Origin of the sequence: Anaeromicrobium sediminis, assembly GCF_002270055.1 — a bacterium.
Classification (GTDB): domain Bacteria; phylum Bacillota; class Clostridia; order Peptostreptococcales; family Thermotaleaceae; genus Anaeromicrobium; species Anaeromicrobium sediminis.
The window spans coordinates 163279-182897 of record NZ_NIBG01000004.1 but is presented as its reverse complement, the minus strand read 5'-3'; the positions used below and the strand labels follow the sequence as shown (position 1 = coordinate 182897).

Annotated in this window: 19 protein-coding genes; 16 read left to right on the top strand and 3 right to left on the bottom strand. The window is 32.2% G+C overall.

Annotation, left to right across the window (positions count from 1 at the left end; translation table 11 throughout):
- Nucleotides 1–39 precede the first annotated feature (39 nt).
- A complete protein-coding gene (locus CCE28_RS22190) occupies nucleotides 40–198 on the top strand; it encodes a hypothetical protein (RefSeq protein ID WP_176461707.1) in 159 nt (52 codons plus the stop codon).
- Nucleotides 199–381: 183 nt separating this feature from the next.
- Nucleotides 382–723, top strand: a complete 342-nt coding sequence (locus CCE28_RS07090) for a zinc ribbon domain-containing protein YjdM (protein WP_095132388.1) — start codon at nucleotides 382–384, stop codon at nucleotides 721–723.
- Between the two features lie 116 nt (nucleotides 724–839).
- On the opposite strand, the gene CCE28_RS07085 is transcribed toward CCE28_RS07090, so the two are convergent.
- Complete coding sequence (locus tag CCE28_RS07085) at nucleotides 840–2237, bottom strand: APC family permease (protein WP_095132386.1); 1398 nt, start codon at nucleotides 2235–2237, stop codon at nucleotides 840–842.
- A 549-nt stretch (nucleotides 2238–2786) separates the two neighbouring features.
- Between CCE28_RS07085 and CCE28_RS07080 the strand changes: the two genes are divergently transcribed.
- The 10 genes from CCE28_RS07080 (at nucleotide 2787) to CCE28_RS07035 (ending at nucleotide 14323) form a co-directional block, all read left to right on the top strand.
- A complete protein-coding gene (locus CCE28_RS07080) occupies nucleotides 2787–3422 on the top strand; it encodes a GyrI-like domain-containing protein (RefSeq protein ID WP_095132384.1) in 636 nt (211 codons plus the stop codon).
- Between the two features lie 203 nt (nucleotides 3423–3625).
- Nucleotides 3626–4096 carry a flagellar hook capping FlgD N-terminal domain-containing protein gene (locus tag CCE28_RS07075; protein WP_207652865.1) on the top strand — a complete coding sequence of 157 codons (471 nt, stop codon included), beginning with the start codon at nucleotides 3626–3628 and terminating at the stop codon, nucleotides 4094–4096.
- A gap of 50 nt (nucleotides 4097–4146) precedes the next feature.
- On the top strand, nucleotides 4147–5481 hold the full coding sequence (locus tag CCE28_RS07070; RefSeq protein ID WP_330396826.1) for a flagellar hook protein FlgE: 1335 nt from the start codon (nucleotides 4147–4149) through the stop codon (nucleotides 5479–5481).
- Between the two features lie 36 nt (nucleotides 5482–5517).
- On the top strand, nucleotides 5518–6927 hold the full coding sequence (gene flgK / locus CCE28_RS07065) for a flagellar hook-associated protein FlgK (RefSeq protein WP_095132380.1): 1410 nt from the start codon (nucleotides 5518–5520) through the stop codon (nucleotides 6925–6927).
- 14 nt (nucleotides 6928–6941) lie between these two features.
- Nucleotides 6942–8474, top strand: coding sequence for a flagellar hook-associated protein FlgK (flgK, locus tag CCE28_RS07060; RefSeq protein ID WP_095132378.1), 1533 nt, complete (start codon nucleotides 6942–6944; stop codon nucleotides 8472–8474).
- Nucleotides 8475–8478: 4 nt separating this feature from the next.
- Nucleotides 8479–9531 carry a flagellar hook-associated protein FlgL gene (gene flgL / locus CCE28_RS07055; protein ID WP_095132376.1) on the top strand — a complete coding sequence of 351 codons (1053 nt, stop codon included), beginning with the start codon at nucleotides 8479–8481 and terminating at the stop codon, nucleotides 9529–9531.
- A gap of 186 nt (nucleotides 9532–9717) precedes the next feature.
- Entirely contained in the window at nucleotides 9718–10392 is a 675-nt protein-coding gene (locus CCE28_RS07050) for a response regulator transcription factor (RefSeq protein ID WP_095132374.1), read from the top strand.
- Between the two features lie 25 nt (nucleotides 10393–10417).
- On the top strand, nucleotides 10418–12307 hold the full coding sequence (gene fliD / locus CCE28_RS07045; RefSeq protein ID WP_095132372.1) for a flagellar filament capping protein FliD: 1890 nt from the start codon (nucleotides 10418–10420) through the stop codon (nucleotides 12305–12307).
- Between the two features lie 9 nt (nucleotides 12308–12316).
- A complete protein-coding gene (locus CCE28_RS07040; protein WP_095132370.1) occupies nucleotides 12317–12676 on the top strand; it encodes a hypothetical protein in 360 nt (119 codons plus the stop codon).
- Nucleotides 12677–12949: 273 nt separating this feature from the next.
- Complete coding sequence (locus CCE28_RS07035; protein WP_095132368.1) at nucleotides 12950–14323, top strand: flagellin N-terminal helical domain-containing protein; 1374 nt, start codon at nucleotides 12950–12952, stop codon at nucleotides 14321–14323.
- A gap of 36 nt (nucleotides 14324–14359) precedes the next feature.
- On the opposite strand, the gene CCE28_RS07030 is transcribed toward CCE28_RS07035, so the two are convergent.
- Nucleotides 14360–15667, bottom strand: a complete 1308-nt coding sequence (locus CCE28_RS07030) for a sensor histidine kinase (protein ID WP_176461706.1) — start codon at nucleotides 15665–15667, stop codon at nucleotides 14360–14362.
- A gap of 130 nt (nucleotides 15668–15797) precedes the next feature.
- Nucleotides 15798–16478 (bottom strand): response regulator transcription factor, encoded by a 681-nt coding sequence (locus tag CCE28_RS07025; RefSeq protein ID WP_095132364.1) that lies wholly within the window; start codon nucleotides 16476–16478, stop codon nucleotides 15798–15800.
- A gap of 267 nt (nucleotides 16479–16745) precedes the next feature.
- Between CCE28_RS07025 and sigZ the strand changes: the two genes are divergently transcribed.
- From sigZ to CCE28_RS07005, 4 genes are all read left to right on the top strand, one after another.
- Nucleotides 16746–17318: an RNA polymerase sigma factor SigZ gene (sigZ, locus tag CCE28_RS07020; RefSeq protein WP_095132362.1), complete on the top strand. Its 573-nt coding sequence runs from the start codon at nucleotides 16746–16748 to the stop codon at nucleotides 17316–17318.
- Between the two features lie 182 nt (nucleotides 17319–17500).
- Nucleotides 17501–18067, top strand: coding sequence for a hypothetical protein (locus CCE28_RS07015; protein WP_095132360.1), 567 nt, complete (start codon nucleotides 17501–17503; stop codon nucleotides 18065–18067).
- A complete protein-coding gene (locus CCE28_RS07010; protein ID WP_176461705.1) occupies nucleotides 18036–18515 on the top strand; it encodes a hypothetical protein in 480 nt (159 codons plus the stop codon). Before CCE28_RS07015 ends, CCE28_RS07010 begins: the two co-directional genes overlap by 32 nt.
- Before the next feature lie 421 nt (nucleotides 18516–18936).
- On the top strand, nucleotides 18937–19611 hold the full coding sequence (locus CCE28_RS07005) for a YeeE/YedE thiosulfate transporter family protein (protein WP_242972924.1): 675 nt from the start codon (nucleotides 18937–18939) through the stop codon (nucleotides 19609–19611).
- The last annotated feature ends 8 nt before the right edge of the window (nucleotides 19612–19619 follow it).

Sequence of the window (19619 nt, the reverse complement as noted above, 5' to 3'; positions counted from 1 at the left end):
AAATACCCTCACAATAAAAAAATAGGAGGGTATTTTTTTATGTTAAGATTCTCACTAGTAAAAATTAATTCAGCTATATATCACATAATGGTGAGATCCATAAACGAAATACAACTATTTAAAGAAAGGGAAGATAAATTAAAATATTTCTCTCACATAATACTTGGAAAAGGAACTTCAAGGAGAGTCTGTAGGTAGGTTTGCTAATATGAGAAGACTATGATAGTATATATGATGGTATATAAGCCCATAGGGAACTACCTATATATTTTTTTGTAAATTTCAAGTTCGTAATTCCTATTCTTACGAAGTTGTAAAAAGAAAATTGAAAATAATTTATATATATTAGAATTAACGATAAGGAATGGAGGAAAGGAAATTATGGTTGATTTACCAAATTGCCCAAAATGTAATTCAGAATACACTTATGAAGATGGAAATCTTTTTGTTTGTCCAGAATGTGCTCATGAGTGGAATTCACAATCAGAAGCTGAAAATAATGAAGATAAAAAGGTTATCAAAGATGCAAATGGAAATGTCTTAAATGATGGGGATTCTGTGACAGTAATCAAAGACCTTAAAGTAAAAGGTAGTTCATCAGTTGTAAAAATAGGTACAAAAGTAAAAAATATACGCTTAGTTGATGGAGATCATGATATTGATTGCAAAATTGATGGTTTCGGAGCTATGAAATTAAAATCTCAATTTGTTAAAAAGGTATAAAGATATAAATGAAGCTAGGCATTAAGCCTAGCTTTTTTTAATACTTTCACTTTTCTAAACAGAAGAAATCCATATGGAGACATAAATTTATTAGTATGGGAACTGACTAAGATGATTTATGACTTTATATCTAATTTGAATTCGTGAACTCCAAAATCATTATAGGATAATTTGGCCCATAAATAAAATACTATGCCAAGAATTGACCATCCTATAATTATGAACCATTCATAAGGCCATATTAATGCAGCTGGTGCCCCAGGAGCATATAGTATTATAATTGCGGAACTTAGAATAACAGCTATATTTCCAACTAATTTACCATGCTTTACTTTATATGGTCTAGGCATATTTGGTTCATTTTTTCTTAATACTAAAAACGAGATTGAAACTATTAAGTAAGCTACAACTATCGTCAATCCACCTGCATCTACAAGCCAAACCAACATTTTTCTTCCTAGAAGAGGTGCTAACGTTGATAATATCCCAATTAATAAAACTGCATTTGTTGGTGTTTTGTATTCTGGATGTATTTTTGCTAAAAAAGAAGGTAACATTTTAGAATGGGCCATAGAATAAATTGCACGACTACCTCCAACGAAGAAAGAATTCCAACTTGTTATTATTCCACCTATTCCTCCAATAATCATTATTTTAGAAGCAAGACCACTTCCATTAAACACAGACCCCATTGCATCAGCTGTTACTAGACTAGAAGCACTGATGGATGCATTGTCCATAGCAAGTGAAACACCTATGATTATCATAATGTACCAAAATACTGCCATAATAACAGATAGAATCAAAATTTTCCCGATTTTATCAAATGGCATATCAATTTCTTCTGCCGCTTGAGGTATAACATCAAAACCAACATACATAAATGGTGTCATTACTGCAACTCCAAATACTCCTCTTACACCATCAGTAAATAATGGTTGCATATTTGTTGTACTGCCATTTACTAAGGCTCCTCCAAAGAAAGATAAACCTATGAGAGTAATAAAAAGGGTTATGACCCATTGTAAAAAAGCAGCAGGTTTAACACCGAAATAATTTACTACTGTGATTGCTACAGAGCTTAAAACTCCAAGTAAAACCCAAGTAAAATAAACATCATATCCTGCCACAGTATACATTTTAAATCGAATATAATTTGGAAATAAATATTCAACAACGGTTGGAAGTGCAACTGCCTCAAATGCAACAACTGATACATACCCTAGTATTATTGCCCAAGTACATATAAATGACATATTTGCACCTAAAGCTCTGTGACTGAATACATGTTCTCCACCACATTTTGGCATGGCAGATGTTAGTTCAGCATAAGTTAATCCTACGAATAAAACCATAACTCCACCAAATAAAAAGGCTAACATTGCACCTAAAGCACCAGCCCTTTCTACCCAGCTCCCTGCTAAAACTACCCAACCCCAACCAATCATAGCTCCAAAAGCCAAAGCTAAAACATCTTTTCTTGATAAAACTCTTTCAAAATTAGTATTTGCCATAAATTCACTCCTCTTAATTTCTGCAATCGTTTAATAATGAACAAAGATTATCCTAAAATATATGTAAATTATAGATGAATAAGTTTCAATTTGTTATCTTTTGTATTTGCTATAATTGTCATTTATAATAGACATCTTTAGATTCATATTATTTGCAGTTTTCTAAATCTTAAATAAAAAAAGCATCAACAAATGAAGGAGCATAGTTCCTTTTTGTTAACGCCTTTGTCTGCTGGTTTATTACATTTATTGGTAATATTATACAATGTTTTTCTTATTTATGCAATAGGAAAAGCAAGAATTATCTGAAAAATATGAAAATTGCCTTGAATATCCACACATTTTACATAAAATCTGCTCCATAGGGGAAAGGTTAAAAGGCTATATTTTTCTGTCTACCATAAGGAAATCATATGAAAATGTGTAGGTATTTTTTATTATAATATTTGTAATATTATTTAAAGAAAGATATAAATAATTTTTATAATATGACATACAGCTGACATATATAATTTGTTACCATATACATAAAAAAGGAGTTCTGAAGTTATGAAAAAGGAATGGAGAAAACATGAGAAGAATATTTATGTTCCAAAAGGAAAACCTGAATTAATCAATATACCACCTTTTAAATATTTTACGATCAAAGGACAAGGTAACCCTAATAATAAAGCCTTTGAAGAATATATTTCTGCTCTATATTCCCTAGCATATACCGTAAGAATGTCATACAAATGGGATAATCCACCTGGTGGATATTATGAATATACTGTATATCCTCTTGAAGGTGTATGGGATATAGCAGATAAAACTAAATATGTTGAAGGCGTTTTAGATAAGGACAATTTAGCCTTTGAGCTAATGATTAGACAGCCGAGTTTTGTAACTGAAGATTTAGCTAGTAATATAATAGAGCTAACTAAAGAAAAAAAGCCCAATAAATTATTAGAACAAGTTGAATTTAAGACAATATGTGAAGGTGATTGTGTACAGATATTACATCTAGGTTCTTATGATGATGAACCTCAAAGTTTTCAGTTGATGAAAGAATATTGCACTGAAAATAATATTAAAAGAATTTCTATGAAGCACAGAGAGATTTATTTAAATGATGCTAGAAAAACGAAGCCAGAAAAATTGAAAACCGTATTGAGATTTCAAGTAGAACAAGAATATAGTATATAATAGTTTTAATATAAAATATGAAAAATGAATAAGTCAATTTAAACATAGAAAATAGGAGAAAAGCATAAATGCTTTTCTCCTATTTTTTTGTATTTCACAATTTCTCATATTCCTAAATTATTTATCAAATTTATCCCAAAATTATACCAAGCTTTTTTTATAAAGTATAAATAAAAAATGAGGGAAGAAGCGAGGTATTGATAATGATTCAATCGGTGACAAATCAAGATATGATAATACAACCAACAAATCTAAATCCACCAAGTGCAAATGATGAATTAGGCCAGGATGAATTTTTAGAACTTTTAATGACACAGCTTAAATATCAGGACCCTCTAGAACCTATGGATGATACAGAATATATAGCTCAACTTGCAGAATTTAGTGCTCTTGAGCAAATGCAAATGATGAATGGACGTCTAGATTCCATGGAGGCCTTTTCCATGATGGGAAAGACAGTTACATATTTAGATATTGACCAATCAACTGGACTTCAAACTGTAGCAGAAGGAACAGTAGACTCTGTAGTTTATCAAAACGGAAGTGCATATATTTCTGTAAATGGAAAAGAGATTGATACTAATCTTGTAATGGAGGTAAAGGAACCACAAGCGGGTGACGGGGATAATAATGGAGATGAATCACCTGAAGAAGGAACAGAAAATACCCTTTAATTTTACTTTATAAAAACTTTTATCCTTAATAAGGCAGGTGTTTAAAAATGATGAGTGCCATGTATTCGGGCGTATCAGGTATGCAAGCCCACCAAGTGAAATTAGATGTAATAAGTAATAATATAGCTAACATAAATACGGTAGGATATAAAGCTCAAACGGTAAGCTTTGAAGAAGTTTATAGTCAAACTCTTAATGGAGCAACTGCTCCTAGTGATAGTGGACGTGGGGGAACAAATCCAATGCAATTAGGACATGGTGTAACAGTAAGTTCTATAAATACTATCAATACACAAGGAAGTATGCAACTTACAGGAGGTACAACTGACTTTGCCATTGATGGAGATGGATATTTTATTGTTCAAGACCCAAGTGGCGCATATATGTTCACAAGAGCAGGAAACTTTGGTCTAGATACGGATGGAAATCTTGTGACGGCAGATGGACTTTATGTATGTGGATGGCAGGAGTATGAGGCTCTTCCTGATGGAACTTATGTATTTGATACCACTAAAGATCCAGAACCTATAAATATCTTTTCTGATGAATATAACAAAAATAAGAATAATATAGCTCCAAAAGCTACTGAAAATGTAGTTTTAAATGGGAATTTAGATGCTTCTGAATCACCAAAGGGAAGTGGTACAAGTGATATAGGAACACCACCTGAAACTGCTGATTTTACCATGCCTTTTACTGCATATGATGATTTAGGAAATGACTATGAAGTAGATGTGAACTTTACAAAATGTTATGTGGACGATAGTGATCCAGATAATCCTGTAACTACATGGTATTGGGAAATGCCTTCTGATGGTTCTTCTTCATCTAGTGGATATATAAAATTTGATAAAGACGGGAATATCGTTGAAGAAGATGGATTTGATACGAAAGTAGATGTAGAAGTTACACCTGATTCAAGTACAGGAACAGGTTCCTTTACTATGACTATAGATTTTGAATCCGTATCTATGTATGATGCAGAAAGTTCTGTTAACCCCCTTAATGTGGATGGGTATCCTTCAGCAGAACTTAATGATTTTTATATAGGGGCAGATGGAGTGATTATGGGAGTATATTCTAATGGTCAACAGCAACCGCTTGGCATGATGAGTCTTGCAACATTTTCAAATCCTGCAGGACTTGAAAGGGTAGGAAATAACCTTTTTATGGCCACAGCTAACTCTGGAGATTTTAATCAAGCATATGCTCCAGGGACTCAAGGTGCAGGAACTTTAAGTGTAGGATTTCTTGAAATGTCAAATGTAGACCTTTCAAGTGAATTTACAGAAATGGTAATAGCTCAAAGAGGATTTCAGGCAAATAGTAGAATAATTACTACTGCTGATGAAATGATACAGGAGCTTATTAATTTGAAGAGATAATATAAAGATATTTTTATTTTAAAGGGGGGACGTTAAATGTCTTCAACTATGGGAAGTTATATGATACCAAATAGCGGTCTTTATACAAGTCAAACATCTTTATACGTTACAAACAATAATATATCAAATGTAGATACTTCGGGGTACACGAGGCAACAAGCCATATCATGTAATAGGAATCCTTACTCTCAAGGCCTATATGAAATAGGATCAGGAGTAGATATTCAACAGGTAAGACAGATGAGAAATTCTTTTCTTGATAATTCGTATAGAGAGGAAAACAGTACTCTTGGTTATTGGGAAACAAAGTCAAGCGTGGTAAACGATATAGAGCCTCTTTTGGGTGCTTTTTCAGAGTATGGCCTATATTCTTCTATGGATAATTTTTTCTATTCATGGGACGAACTTTCAAAAAATCCAGAGAGTATAACAGAAAGGGCAGCTGTTATAGAGTGTGGAGTTGCATTTGCAGATACGGTAAATCAAATAGATGAACAACTTACTAATATTCAACAAGATGTATGTACTAAAATTGCCTCTACAGTAGATGAAATCAACCTAATAGCTGATGGAATAGCCGAACTAAACCAAAAGATATTAGATTGTGAAACTTCTGGTGTAGATGCCAACGATTACAGAGATCAAAGAAATTTTTTAATAGATCAGCTTTCATATCTTACAGATATGGATATATCGGAACAACCAAATGGAATGGTAAATGTAACTGTAGGTGGAGTGGATTTAGTAAATGGTAATGAATCTAAGACGATGGAAGTAGAAATATCTAATCCTGAAGGAAGTCAAATAGAAGTAAAATGGCAGGATTCAGGTAAAGATGTACAAATAAAAGATGGAAAATTAAAGGGCCTTAAGGATTGTATAGAAGGGGAAGATAACATAATCAATAAAGTGAGAAGTGATTTAGATACCCTTGTAAACACCATGGCTACAGAAATAAATGCAATTCATTCAACAGGTTATGGCCTTGATGGAAGTACGGGAATAGATTTTTATGTACCTATTGATCCTAATAAGCCAATAGGAATGAGAAATATTCAAGTAAATCCAGTGTTAGACGATCCTAATAAATTAGCTGCATCTGCTAGTGGTGAGCCTGGAGATAACGCTATTGCAAAGGAAATTGTAGATTTTAGAAATAAGGAATGTTTTGAATTTGAAGGGTCTAACATGAATATAGATGATTATACCACTTATGTCATAGCATCAGTTGGAACCGCAGGGAAAGATACAACATCCTTTGCTGAAAATCAAAGAGCTGTAGTAAATCAAATTCAGTTTCAAAGACAATCTATCTCACAAGTATCTATGGATGAAGAGATGAACAATATGATTAGATATCAACAATCATATAATGCAAATGCAAAAGCATTTCAAGCAATAGATGAGATGATAGACAACATTATAAATAAAATGGGCATAGGATAAGAGGGGGGGATTAAATGGCTTCAACTTTTGCAGGCCTTGCCATATCTGCTAATGGCCTTTATGCCAGTCAAAGTGCACTATACACCACAAATAGTAATATAAGTAATGCTGATACACCTGGTTATTCAAGACAAGTAGTAAATCAAACTAATGGATATGCTTTTAGTCAAGGCAATGTGATGATTGGTACAGGTCCTGAAGTAGTTTCAGTAGATAGAATGAGAGATGAATATATAGATAAAAAGTATTGGGCTGAAAATCCTTCCCTTGGCGAATGGGAGACAAAGAGTAATATTTTATTGGAGATTGAAGGTATATTTGCAGAACCTTCTACTTCTGGAATAAATAGTGTTATGAGTGATTTTTATTCAGCCCTAGAAGTACTTTCAACTAATCCTACAGGAATGGCAGAAAGAGCCCTTCTTCTTCAAACGGGAACGGCCATGTGTGAAACTTTAAATGATACGGCACAAAAGCTAGTAGATCTTCAGCAGCAAATAAATAATGATATAAATATGAAAGTGAATGAAATAAATTCAATAGGAGATCAAATAGCTAAATTAAATGAACAAATATATGAGCTGGAGTTAACGGGAGCTAATGCTAATGAACTTAGGGATGAAAGAGATCTTTTGGTAGATGAACTTTCAAAGATAATTGAAATTCAAGCAGAAGAAGTAAAAGTGGGAACTCTTCCAAATGGACAAGCAGATACTAAATTTCAAATAACTTTAAATGGACATTATTTAGTAAATGGCAGTAGTTCAAATAAATTAGAAACTTATAATGCGGATACATCTAGTACAGGACAGCCTTTATACGGAATAAAGTGGGAAGATAGTGATATTGTAGTAGACCCAAAGGGAGGAGAATTAAAGGGATGTTTTGATTTAAGAGATGGTACAGGGGAAAATAGTGAATATAAGGGTATTCCCTATTATCTAGAAGAGTTAGATGAATTTGCAAGGACCTTTGCCATGGCATTTAATGAAGGCGTATATGGAGATGGAGTTAAATATTCTGAGGGACATGCAGATGGGTATGGTCTAGATGGAAGTACTGGTACAAGATTTTTTACTTATGATAATATGTCCTCCGATGACTTTATGGCTAGTGGATCTGATATGGAATCAGCCTATGATAATATAACAGCTCTTAATATTTCTGTATCTTCAGATGTTGAAAATGATTTAAATAAAATTGCAGCATCTTCAAAAAGTGGAGAAGAGGGAAATAATGAAAATATAAAGAGCATTATAGATATTTGTAATGATACTAAAATGTTTAATCAAGGAAGTGCAGATGACTATATTAATTCAGTTCTTACAACTTTGGGAACGGAAAATCAACATGCCACTGGAAAGATGAACAATGAAGCCAACCTTGTGCAACAAATAGAGTATACAAGACTTTCTGTATCTAGTGTTTCTATAGATGAAGAAATGAGCAATATGGTCAGATATCAACAAACATATGAGGCAGCAGCTAAAATGATAGATGTATGGAAAGAAATATATGAAGTCACAATCAATGAGATAGGAGGATAAAAACATGAGAGTAACTAATAGCATGCTATCTCAAAATGTAATATGGAATATAAACAAGAATCTTACATATATGAATGAATTAAATATCCAGATGGCTACGGGAAAAAAGATTCAAAAACCTTCTGATGATCCTGTATGTACTGCAAAATCTTTGGAATATAGAACTTATATATCTCAAATAGAACAATATGAAAAAAATGCAGAAGATGCTCTTGGTTGGATGAAGGTTACAGAACAAGCACTAGATGGAATAGAAGATGTAATAGGAAGAACGAGAGAACTTACAGTTCAGGCATCTAGTGAAAGTCTTTCAGAATCTGATTATGAAGTGATAGCTATTGAGATAGAACAATTAGAAGCACAACTTATTGAAATAGGAAATTACTCTTACGCAGGAAGATATGTCTTTGGAGGTTATGGCACAAATACCCTACCCTTTGAAGTAATAGACACTCCTGTTGGAGATGAAATTATGTATAAGGATAGCTATTTATCATTAGGTGGACCTTATGCTGGATCTGTGGAAGATGATGAAATTTTAGCTTTTTATAGTGCAAATGAAGATAAGATCCTTACAGAAGATGATAAAAATCAAGACATAATGTATAACATAGGACGAAGTAGTGAAGTAGATGTTAATGTAGAGGGTTATGAGATCTTTGGAGATGATGAAAAGGGCATATTTGGAACTTTTCAAAAGATAGAGATGGCCTTAGCTGGTGAAACGGAGTATAAGGTAGTAAACGATAGTGTATCTCCTCCTGTGGTGGAAACTTATGAACTTGAGCTAACGGAATTATTAGAGGATTTAGATGAAAACTTAAATCAAGTACTTGCCGTAAGGGCAGATTTAGGTGCAAAGATGAGCTATGTAGAACTTACACAAAATAGATTAAGTGACGAATACGTCACCTATACAGGTCTCATGAGCATGAATGAAGATGTGGATATGGCAGAAGTGGCAATGGAGCTTGCCAGTGCTCAATCAGTTTACGAAGCCTCCCTTGCAGCTGGATCTAAAATTATACTTCCTTCCCTTGCAGACTTTATTACATAATGTATTGTCATTTCAAGTTTTTTCAAAATATGATTTAAAATCCCATAAAAAAACATAATTCACATAATTAATATCAAAGTTATATCACAATTGTCTGATAGAATTTATTTTATAAGAGATTGAAATAATAAATGTTTATTATCTCGTTTTGTTCATAATAAAATCATGTTAAAAAGGGTGATGATTATGTCTTATAAAGTATATATTGTGGAAGATGAAATAAATTTTAATAAAGTTTTGACCCTGTATTTTGAAAATGAAGGATGGGATGTAAAATCCTTTTTTAGAGGGAGCGATGCCATCAATGCCATATATGACACTCCACATATGTGGATTATAGATGTAACACTTCCTGATATGAATGGATATGAACTTATGCATAAAATTAAGAAACATAGTAAGGATACACCTGTACTATTTATGTCTGGAAATTCTTCAACTTCCGAAAGGGTGTTGGGCCTTGAAATAGGAGGAAGTGATTTTGTTCAAAAACCATTTTCTCCAAGGGAGTTAATAATACGTGCAAATAGAATTATTGAGACAAGGTATAGAAGAACTTCCATAACTGACAATGTAAATACTGTTAAGTTTCGTGACTATATAATAGATGAAACTCAAAGGGCTGTGTTTAAAAACAACATGCCTATAGAGCTTACATCAAAAGAATTTGATTTTTTAAAGCTTTTAGCTAAAAATACAGGACAGGCTTTTTCTCGTGAACAAATAATAAATTGTATATGGGGAGTAAACAGTTATGTAAATGATAGAGTTGTAGATGACCTCATAAGACGATTGAGAAGAAAACTTCCCAATTTAAGAATAGAAACCATATATGGTTATGGTTACAGAGCTTGTGGATAATAGAATATAAAGGACGGTGAGTATTATGTATATAGCAGGTGCTACCAGTTCATCACGTGTAACGGGAATGGTATCGGGAATGGATACTGACCAAATGGTAAAGGATTTAATGGAAGTTGAAAAACAGCCCCTTGATAAAGCATATCAAGACAAGCAGCTTACAGAGTGGACAATGGATGCCTATAGAGATGTGACTATGGAAATTAAAGAGTTTGAAGATAGTTATTTTAATTACTTAAATTCTTCAAACAATATGTTATCATCATCTACTTATATTATATATGACACGGTTTGTAGCAATGAAAGTGCTGTGAAAGTGTCAGCAGGGTCAGAATCAGTAGAGGGTAATCATACAATGGAAGTTTTAAATGTGGCCACATCTGCAAGTCTTGAAAGTAATTCGGGCATAAGTAAAGGAATTGAAGGTATATCTGTCCCTGATTTTACTGCAGCCCATGGAAAGAGCTTTGAAATGAGTGTGGATGGTACTACAAAGACTATTAATATAGATAGTTCTATAAATGATGTGGTAGATATGCAGGCAGCTATAGATGATGCATATGGAGCAGGTAAAATAGAGGTTAGTACCAACCCTAGTGGAGCTTTGACCTTTGAGCCAGTAGCCGATAGTGGTATACATAATATAGAATTAGTAAGTAAATCAGATGATGCCCTTGAAGATTTAGGTTTTGGCAGTGGGGCTATTTTAAATAATAGAATAGATACATCAGATACTCTAGAAGAAGTATCTTTGAATATGGAGACACCTTTTACTTTCGATTCAGAGGGAAATGTGTCTTTTACTATAAATGGAGAAGAATTTGAGTTTCATAAAAGCACTACCCTAGATAAAATGATGAATGAAATTAATACAAATTCAGCGGCTGGAGTATATTTTACATATGATGAGATTTCAGATGAGTTCAAATTTACAGCTACTCAAACGGGAGCTGGAAATAGTATTAATATAACAGAGTCAGGAAGTAATTTTATGGCAAGTGCTAAAATAGATGATTATACATCAGGGGAAGATGCTCAAGTTATTTTAGATGGAGAAACACTTACAAGGAGTGATAATACATTTAGTGTATCTGGGATAACTTATACTGTTTTAGCAGAGACTACAGAGCCTGTTAACATGTCTATATCCTTAGATGTAGATTCTGTGTATGAAAATATAATGAGTTTTGTAGATGCATATAATGAACTTATAGACTCTCTTCATGATACTGTGTCAGAGGAGTATGATAGAGATTATCCCCCTCTTACCAATGAAGAAAAAAGTCAAATGTCTGATGAGGAGATAGAATTATGGGAGGAGCAGGCTAAAACAGGTCTTCTTAGTAGTGATCCCATAATAGAAGATATCCTTAGGGATATGAGAGTGGCTTTATATGACCCTGTAGATGGTGTATCTCTAACTCTTGCAGATATAGGAATAACCACAGGGTCTTATGATGAGTACGGAAAGTTAGTTGTAGATGAAGATAAATTAAAAGAATCTATAGAAGATAATCCTCAAGGAGTAATGAATTTATTTTGTAAAGAATCCTCTTCACACCCAGGAACTAATACAGCTAGAAATTTAGATGGCGATGAAAGAGAAGTTAGATATGAAGAAGAAGGTCTTGCCTATAGATTATATGACATTATGGAAGACAATGTATCCATATATAGAAATGCCAATGGGAGCAAGGGCACACTTCTTGAAAAGGTAGGTATGATTGGAGATTCATCAGAATACGATAATATTTATTATAGTAGAATTGAAGATTATGAAGAAGAAATAGAAGAATTAGAAGAAAAGATGCTAGATAAGGAAAATTACTATTATGAACAGTTTGCTGCTATGGAAGTTTATCTGCAAGAGATGAATTCACAGCTTGAATCTATAATGTCCATGTTTTCAGAGTAGGTGATTTTATTGAAAAAAACAGATTGTGTTGAAGCACTTTATGAAAACCTATTATTACAAAAAAAGAGTATAGAAGATGGGGATACTAATGAATTAATAGAACTTCTAAAGAACAGTAAGGCTTTAGTAGATGAAATTAAAAAGATGGACATAAGTTGTGATGAATCTATTAAATCTAGAATAAAAGATATACATAAAATATATGATGAAAACTATCGTAAGAGTAAAAGCTTACAAGAAAAAATTGGATATTCCATAAGAAAGATAAACCTAGGTAAGAAAGCCATATTTAACGGATATTTAAAGAGACAAGAACAGTCTCATGGATATTTTGTAGATAAACGGGTGGGAAAAGGTTATAGATATTAACAATAAAATATTATAAATATGAACAGAAAGCTTCAATTAACATACTGAAGCTTTTATTTTTTTGTCCAAAAATCTATTACACAATTTAATACAATTTATCAAGATTAAACACGACATTATCATAATTATTCCAATATTATAACTTATCCTAAATATAAGAATTATTTATTGTATGTAAATGGCAGTATGTTTTCCCGGGATAATGCCTATTTGAAAAAGCACATTTATTAAGAATATATTCTAAAAAACATATATCATTATGGAGGGATTTACATGAGAATAAATACAAATATGATGGCACTTAATACATATAACCAGTATACGACGAATAACAATATGGCATCTAAGTCAATAGAAAAATTATCTTCAGGATCTAGAATAAATAGTGCTGCTGATGATGCTGCAGGCCTTGCAATATCAGAAAAGATGAGTGCACAAATAAGAGGTCTTGATCAAGCTTCAAGAAATGCTCAGGATGGTATCTCTCTTGTTCAAACGGCTGAAGGTGCTCTAAGTGAAACGGAAGCTATACTTCAAAGAATGAGAGAATTATCAGTTCAAGCATCAAATGACACTAATACAGCAGATGATAGAGAAGCTATGCAAGAAGAAATAGATCAGCTTAGCGAAGAAATAAATAGAATTTCAGATACTACTGAATTCAATACAAAAAAACTTTTAAATGGAAGTGTTGGAGCTACTGCAACTGTTGGAGGAACTAATACTGCTAACATTGATAGTGCTCAGGTTGAAAATACAAATTTAGATACAGGAGTATATACTTTAGAAGTTAGTGGTACTGCTAATCAAGAAGTTGCGGACCTATTAGATGCCGGAACTGGACTAACGGCAGGTGATATAACAATAGGTACTGCTGCAGATGCTTCTTATGGAAGCTATCAATTAAAAGTAGAAGATGATGATGATAATGCGGGTATGAAGACTCTTACTTTAATTGATGCTAGTACAGGAGAAGAAGTAGCTTCGCAAAATAATGTGGATACTGCAGCAGGTACTACTACTTTAAACGGTCTTGATATTGACAATACTGCTGTAGCAGGCAATGGAACAGTTTCTTTCGATGTGGAAGGAGATCATACATTTACATTAAAGGACAGTTCAGGCAATACAGTTGCTACGGAAACTGTAACTGATTATAATAAATCAGAAGTAGAAATTGCAGGAATAGAAGTTGATTTTAACGCTGATTTAACAGATAGTGGTGTTGGTGCTACAGATATTACTATTACAAATAATGCTTTAACAATGCAAATTGGTGCTAATGCAGGTCAAACAATAGATATGAATATAAATGATATGTCTTCTGATGCTTTAGGAGTTAGTGATTTAGACATTACTACTGCAGAAGGAGCAGAAAAAGCTATTACATCATTAGATGATGCCATAAAATCAGTATCTAATGAAAGGGCAAAGCTTGGAGCTTACCAAAATAGATTAGAACATACTATTAATAATTTAAATACATCTTCAGAAAACTTAACTGCTGCAGAATCAAGAATAAAAGATGTAGATATGGCAAAGGAAATGATGGAGTTTACAAAGTACAATGTACTACAACAGTCTGCTCAATCAATGTTATCTCAAGCAAATCAGCAACCACAACAAGTGCTTCAGTTGTTAGGATAAATATAAAAGACTCTGGAGGTAATTCCAGAGTCTTTGTTATGATATTTTATTTAATTCTATCCATAGGGTAGTACCTTTGTTTACTTTACTTTCTATTCCGTATTTAAAGTTGTGGAGTTCAAGTATATTTTTTACTATGGACATGCCAAGGCCTGTACCTTTTGTTTTACCTATGGCATCGCCCTTATAAAAGCGGTCCCATATATATGGTAAATCTTCCTGTGGGATTCCTTTACCCTGGTCTATTATATAAAGTATTACCTTTTGTTCAGTAGTTATTGTCTTTACTTTAATAGACTTATTTTCAAAGGAATGGTTTATGGCATTGTTTACTAGATTATATATTACTTGATAGATTTTATCCATATCTCCTTCAACAAAGACATATGGATCATCCAATTGAGCTATTAGCTTTAAATTCTTTTCTGAAGCCAGAAAAGAAAGTTTAGATAATACATTGTCTATTACTTTACATAAATTAAATTTGGAATAGAAAGGTGTTATATAACCAGCTTTCATTTCTGAGAGACAGAGTATGTCTCCTATCATATTATTAAGTCTTTTTGACTCATCAATGATTATTCCCAAATATTCATTTCTTTTGGTTTTGTCTATATCCATTACTTGTATAAGTTCTGCATAAGAACGTATGATACCTATAGGTGTTTTCAGTTCATGGGATGTATTGGCCATTACTTCTTCTCTTAGTTTTTCTATTTGGCTGAGTTTGAATGCCATGTTATTTATGGCATGTCCAAGGGTACCTAGTTCATCCTTTGAGTCAATATTTAAATCTACATTTAAGTCTCCTTCAGCAATTTTTTTTGAAGCCTTGGTGATTTTAAGTATAGGAATTGTCAAAAACTTCGAAAATAAAAGAGCAATAATTGTGGCAATAAAAAGAGATGAAAGGCCTATTATGGAAAGTTGTTCCTTAAGTATTGAAACTATTTCTTCAATCTTTTCTCTAGGAGAAATAAGAAGAATATTTCCTATAAATTTTCCATCTTTTTCAATAGGTACTCCTACAACTATAAAAGTTTTTGATACGATAGTAGCTTTAGGCGTTTTTCTTAGAATGAGAGCCTCATCTACTATAATCTCTGACTGTATATTCAATTTTTTATTGAAATCCGAAAGAGATTTTTCAATAATTTTCCTTAAAACTTGAGGCATTCTAAAAAGATTTGAATGTATTATATTACTATTTGAATCAAATAGTAATATGTTTGTATCAATTGGTGAAGAAGAGAAATTATTCACTTCATCTATTACACTTTGAGGAATGCCTTTATCATCTTCACTTTCTATGAAAAGAGAAACGATTTTTCGGCCCTCTCTCAAAAGAGTATTTGTTCTTTTCTGTATATAAAATTCTTTGAGAAAAACTGTCTGAAAAAGCCATATAAGAACTAGTATTAACAATATTAAAGATGTGATACTCAGCCAAAGTTTTATCCGGATACTTTTAAATTCAGCTTTCTGCATTAAATTTGTATCCATATCCCCAAATGGTGGATATATAGTTCTTTGATTTTCCTAGTTTTGACCTGAGTTGTTTAATATGGGTATCAACTGTTCTTAAATCACCTATAAAGTCATATCCCCAGACTTTGTTTAGAATCTGATCCCTTGAATAGGCAATATTGGGATTCTGAGCGAAAAACATCAAAAGGTTAAATTCCTTTGGTGTAATTACTAGCTCATTATCTTCAAGATATACTTTCTTTGATAGGTTGTTTATTTTCAGACCTCCTATTTTTAAAGTATTTTTTTCATGGTTGGGAGTATTGCATATTCTTCTAAGAACTACCTTTACCCTTGCAACCATTTCACTGGGACTAAAAGGCTTGGTTATATAGTCGTCTATTCCCAGTTGGAATCCGAAGAGCTTTTCGTATTCCGTTTCTCTTGCAGTAATCATTATTACTGGAATAGAAGAATCATCCTTTATTCTTCTACACACATGCCAGCCATCCATTTCCGGCATGGTTACATCCAAAAGTACAAGAGAATAATTGTGCTCATAAAGCTTATTGAGGGCATCCGTGCCACTTGTCGCTTCGTCAACAGAATATCCTTCGTTTTCCAAGAATATTCTTATAATGTCGCGAAACTTTGATTCATCATCAACGACAAGAATTCTTTTTTTCATTAGACCCTCTCCTGTAAATATTTAGTTATGTATTAAAGTGTAAGTTTAGATACTATAAAACTTACCCTCTTAAAAAATCTTAGCAAAAATATCCATAAATATCAATAGAACATGGAGGGAAAAGTTGTGTGCGTATGCACATAATAAGGTAAACTTCACTATAAATAACAGGTTTTTAATACAAATTATACTTTACATAGCATATGAAGTTTTAGATACAATACTATATAATAATAAATATATTTCATTTTCAATTGGAGGATTAGAATGGATGATAAAGTCAAATATATTTGGAATGAATTTAGCAGTGAACTTTATAAGTACATTAATGGGAAAGTGAAAAATAAATGTGATGCAGAAGATATTCTTCAAGATATTTTTGTGAAGATTTATAAAAATATTGATAAAGTAGATAAACAATCAAAGCTTAAATCTTGGATTTATAAAATAACTAAAAATACGATTATCGATTATTATAGAAAGAAAAAGGATATAACAGTTGATATTGAGAAACTTGAAAAAGGTTTAGAAGAAGACAATAACTCAGATAACATGAATGAAGAAATAAGTAAATGCTTAGAGAAAATGATTTTTGAACTTCCTAAGAAATATCAAGAAGTTATTGAGTTATATGATATGAAAGGGATGAAACATAAGGAAATTTCAGAAAAACTTCATGTTACAATGTCATGTTCAAAAATGAGGGTTCAGAGGGCAAAAGCTAAGTTAAAGGATATATTGCTTGAATGTTGTGATTTTGAGATAGATACATATGGCAATATTATTGATTATAAACAGAAAAAAACTAATTGCCAAAAATGTGGTAATAAGTGTGAGTAAGATTTCACTATTTAAAAACTTCTACTGTCTATTTTATCTAAATAGACAGTAGAAGTTTTTTATTTTAATGAAGTTTATTATAATTTTTTAAAAAAAAGTAAGAAAATCTGTGACCATTTTTTCATTACATCGTCTTTACTAACGAAGTACTTTTATTAAAACTTACAGTAAGGAGGTTAAGAATGACACAGTTAAATAATAAAGAAATGACAGACAAGATAAAAGCTATGCTTAATATATTTGATAAAGTTGGTGTAGGAACAAAGGAAAGATTTGAAAATACGCCAGAGGAGTATCATCCTAAGAGTTTATTAGAAGGGTTTGAATCGGCAATAGTTTTTGCTGAAGGAAAAAAGGAAGATAGTAGTGATGAAATGGGAGGATTCAGTGACTATTTAGGTACAATTGCAGCTCAAAGTGAAGTAATAAGTTATTTAAATTTATTAGGATATAAAGCTGTAATAGTAGAAGGAACTAGTAGAGATGTATCTCTTGTGAGGATGGGAGTTGAAGCAGGTGTGGGTGAATTAAGCCCTGTAAATTCTCTGTTAGTCAAGGGATTTGGCTTAACAACAAGCTTAGGTGCAATTATTACAGATGCTCCCTTAGTACCTGATAAAACAGTTTCAGGTCTTTGTATTAAATGTATGAAATGTCTAAAAGTATGCCCAATAAGAGATGTTCCATATGGAAAAGGAGACCTTAGTAAGTGTGCATGTGGTAAATGCAGAAATATTTGCCCTGTTTAATACAAAAATAAGTATGAAAGGTGAGGATAATATGGATAAAAAAATAATTGAAATTTTTATGTTAAAAGAAACGTCAAATAATAAATCATCTATGGGTGGAGGTTGCTGTAGTTCTGGCTGTGGTTGTGGCTCAGTCCAATCATTAACAATGGGTGAATTAGTAGAGAGATTTTATAAAAAATATGATTCTGTCGGGAAAATTAAGATATACAAATTAACAGGGGAGAACAAAAAAGAGTTTATCTTAAGACTGAATAAAGTGTTCTTAGATAGCGGTGAAAGACTTGTAGTTAGTGAAGCAAATTTAGATTTTGTACTATCAAAAGTGACGCCGTTAATCGCAGTGAACGGAAACGTAATTTCAGTAAAAAATTATCCTGATGAAGAACAACTTTATAATGCTATTATGACAGGAAAGAAAATACCAACCAAGTCAGGTTGTTGTTAATGTAAGAGTAAAGTTATTAAGGATTTTGTGGCAACAAATATTCCAAAGAAGTATAATCAACCATAGTAAATACACTAAATGTTATAAAATTCAAATCAACCCTAGAAAGCTAACAATAAGGTTTTCTAGGGTTTTATTTTTATGTAATTTAAAAGAAAATGAATATATTCTCTTACTATATTATTACAATAGGTAAGGGTTTTACTTTTATGAAAAAATTAATTTGTTTGATTTATATGATTGTTAACATAATCCAATAGTTGTATATTGTTGATTCACGATATAGTATGATATATAATTATTTAAAGTAAAATTATTCATAAGCAATTAATACATGTTCATTGTACAGGAAATTAAAAAAAATTATGGCAGAATAAATATAGTGATTTAAAAGAAAGAAGGTATTATGTTATCAAATAAAATGGCTACATTAATGAAAGAGGGGCAGCAAGAGGAAAAGAAGAAAAAAAGTCAGATGCCCTACGGAATAGGAGCACTTTTAATAGCATTAATTTTGTCTGTAGTACTATGGAAGAAACAACATACCTATGCCGCATCTTGGAGTTTGGGAATTGGAATTGGAATTGTACTTAGGTATTCTCGGTTTTGTTTTGCATCAGCATTTAGAGATCCTTTTCTTGTTGGTAATACAAAATTACTAAGGGCCATGCTCTTAGCAATGATGGTAAGTACCGTTGGATTTGCTATTATACAATCAGGTTATATTAATGAGAATCCTATTAATTATGACTTAATTCCTGGAGCCGTAACTTCAGTAGGTGTTCATGTGATGATTGGAGCCTTTGTATTTGGAATTGGAATGGTCATTGCAGGAGGATGTAGCTCAAGTGTGTTGATGAGAATTGGTGAAGGACATGCACTTCATTGGGTTGTCTTTTTAGGGTTCTTGATTGGAACTGTTTTAGGAGCAAAAGATTATTCCTTTTGGTATGATCGAATTATTGGTAAATCAAAGACTATTTATTTCCCCGAATATTTAGATTTTAAAATTGTTGTAGTACTTCAAATAGGAGTATTGATAATCTTGTATAGATTAGTTATATGGTATGAAGAGAAGTATTGGAAGGGTATATGATGGAGGGA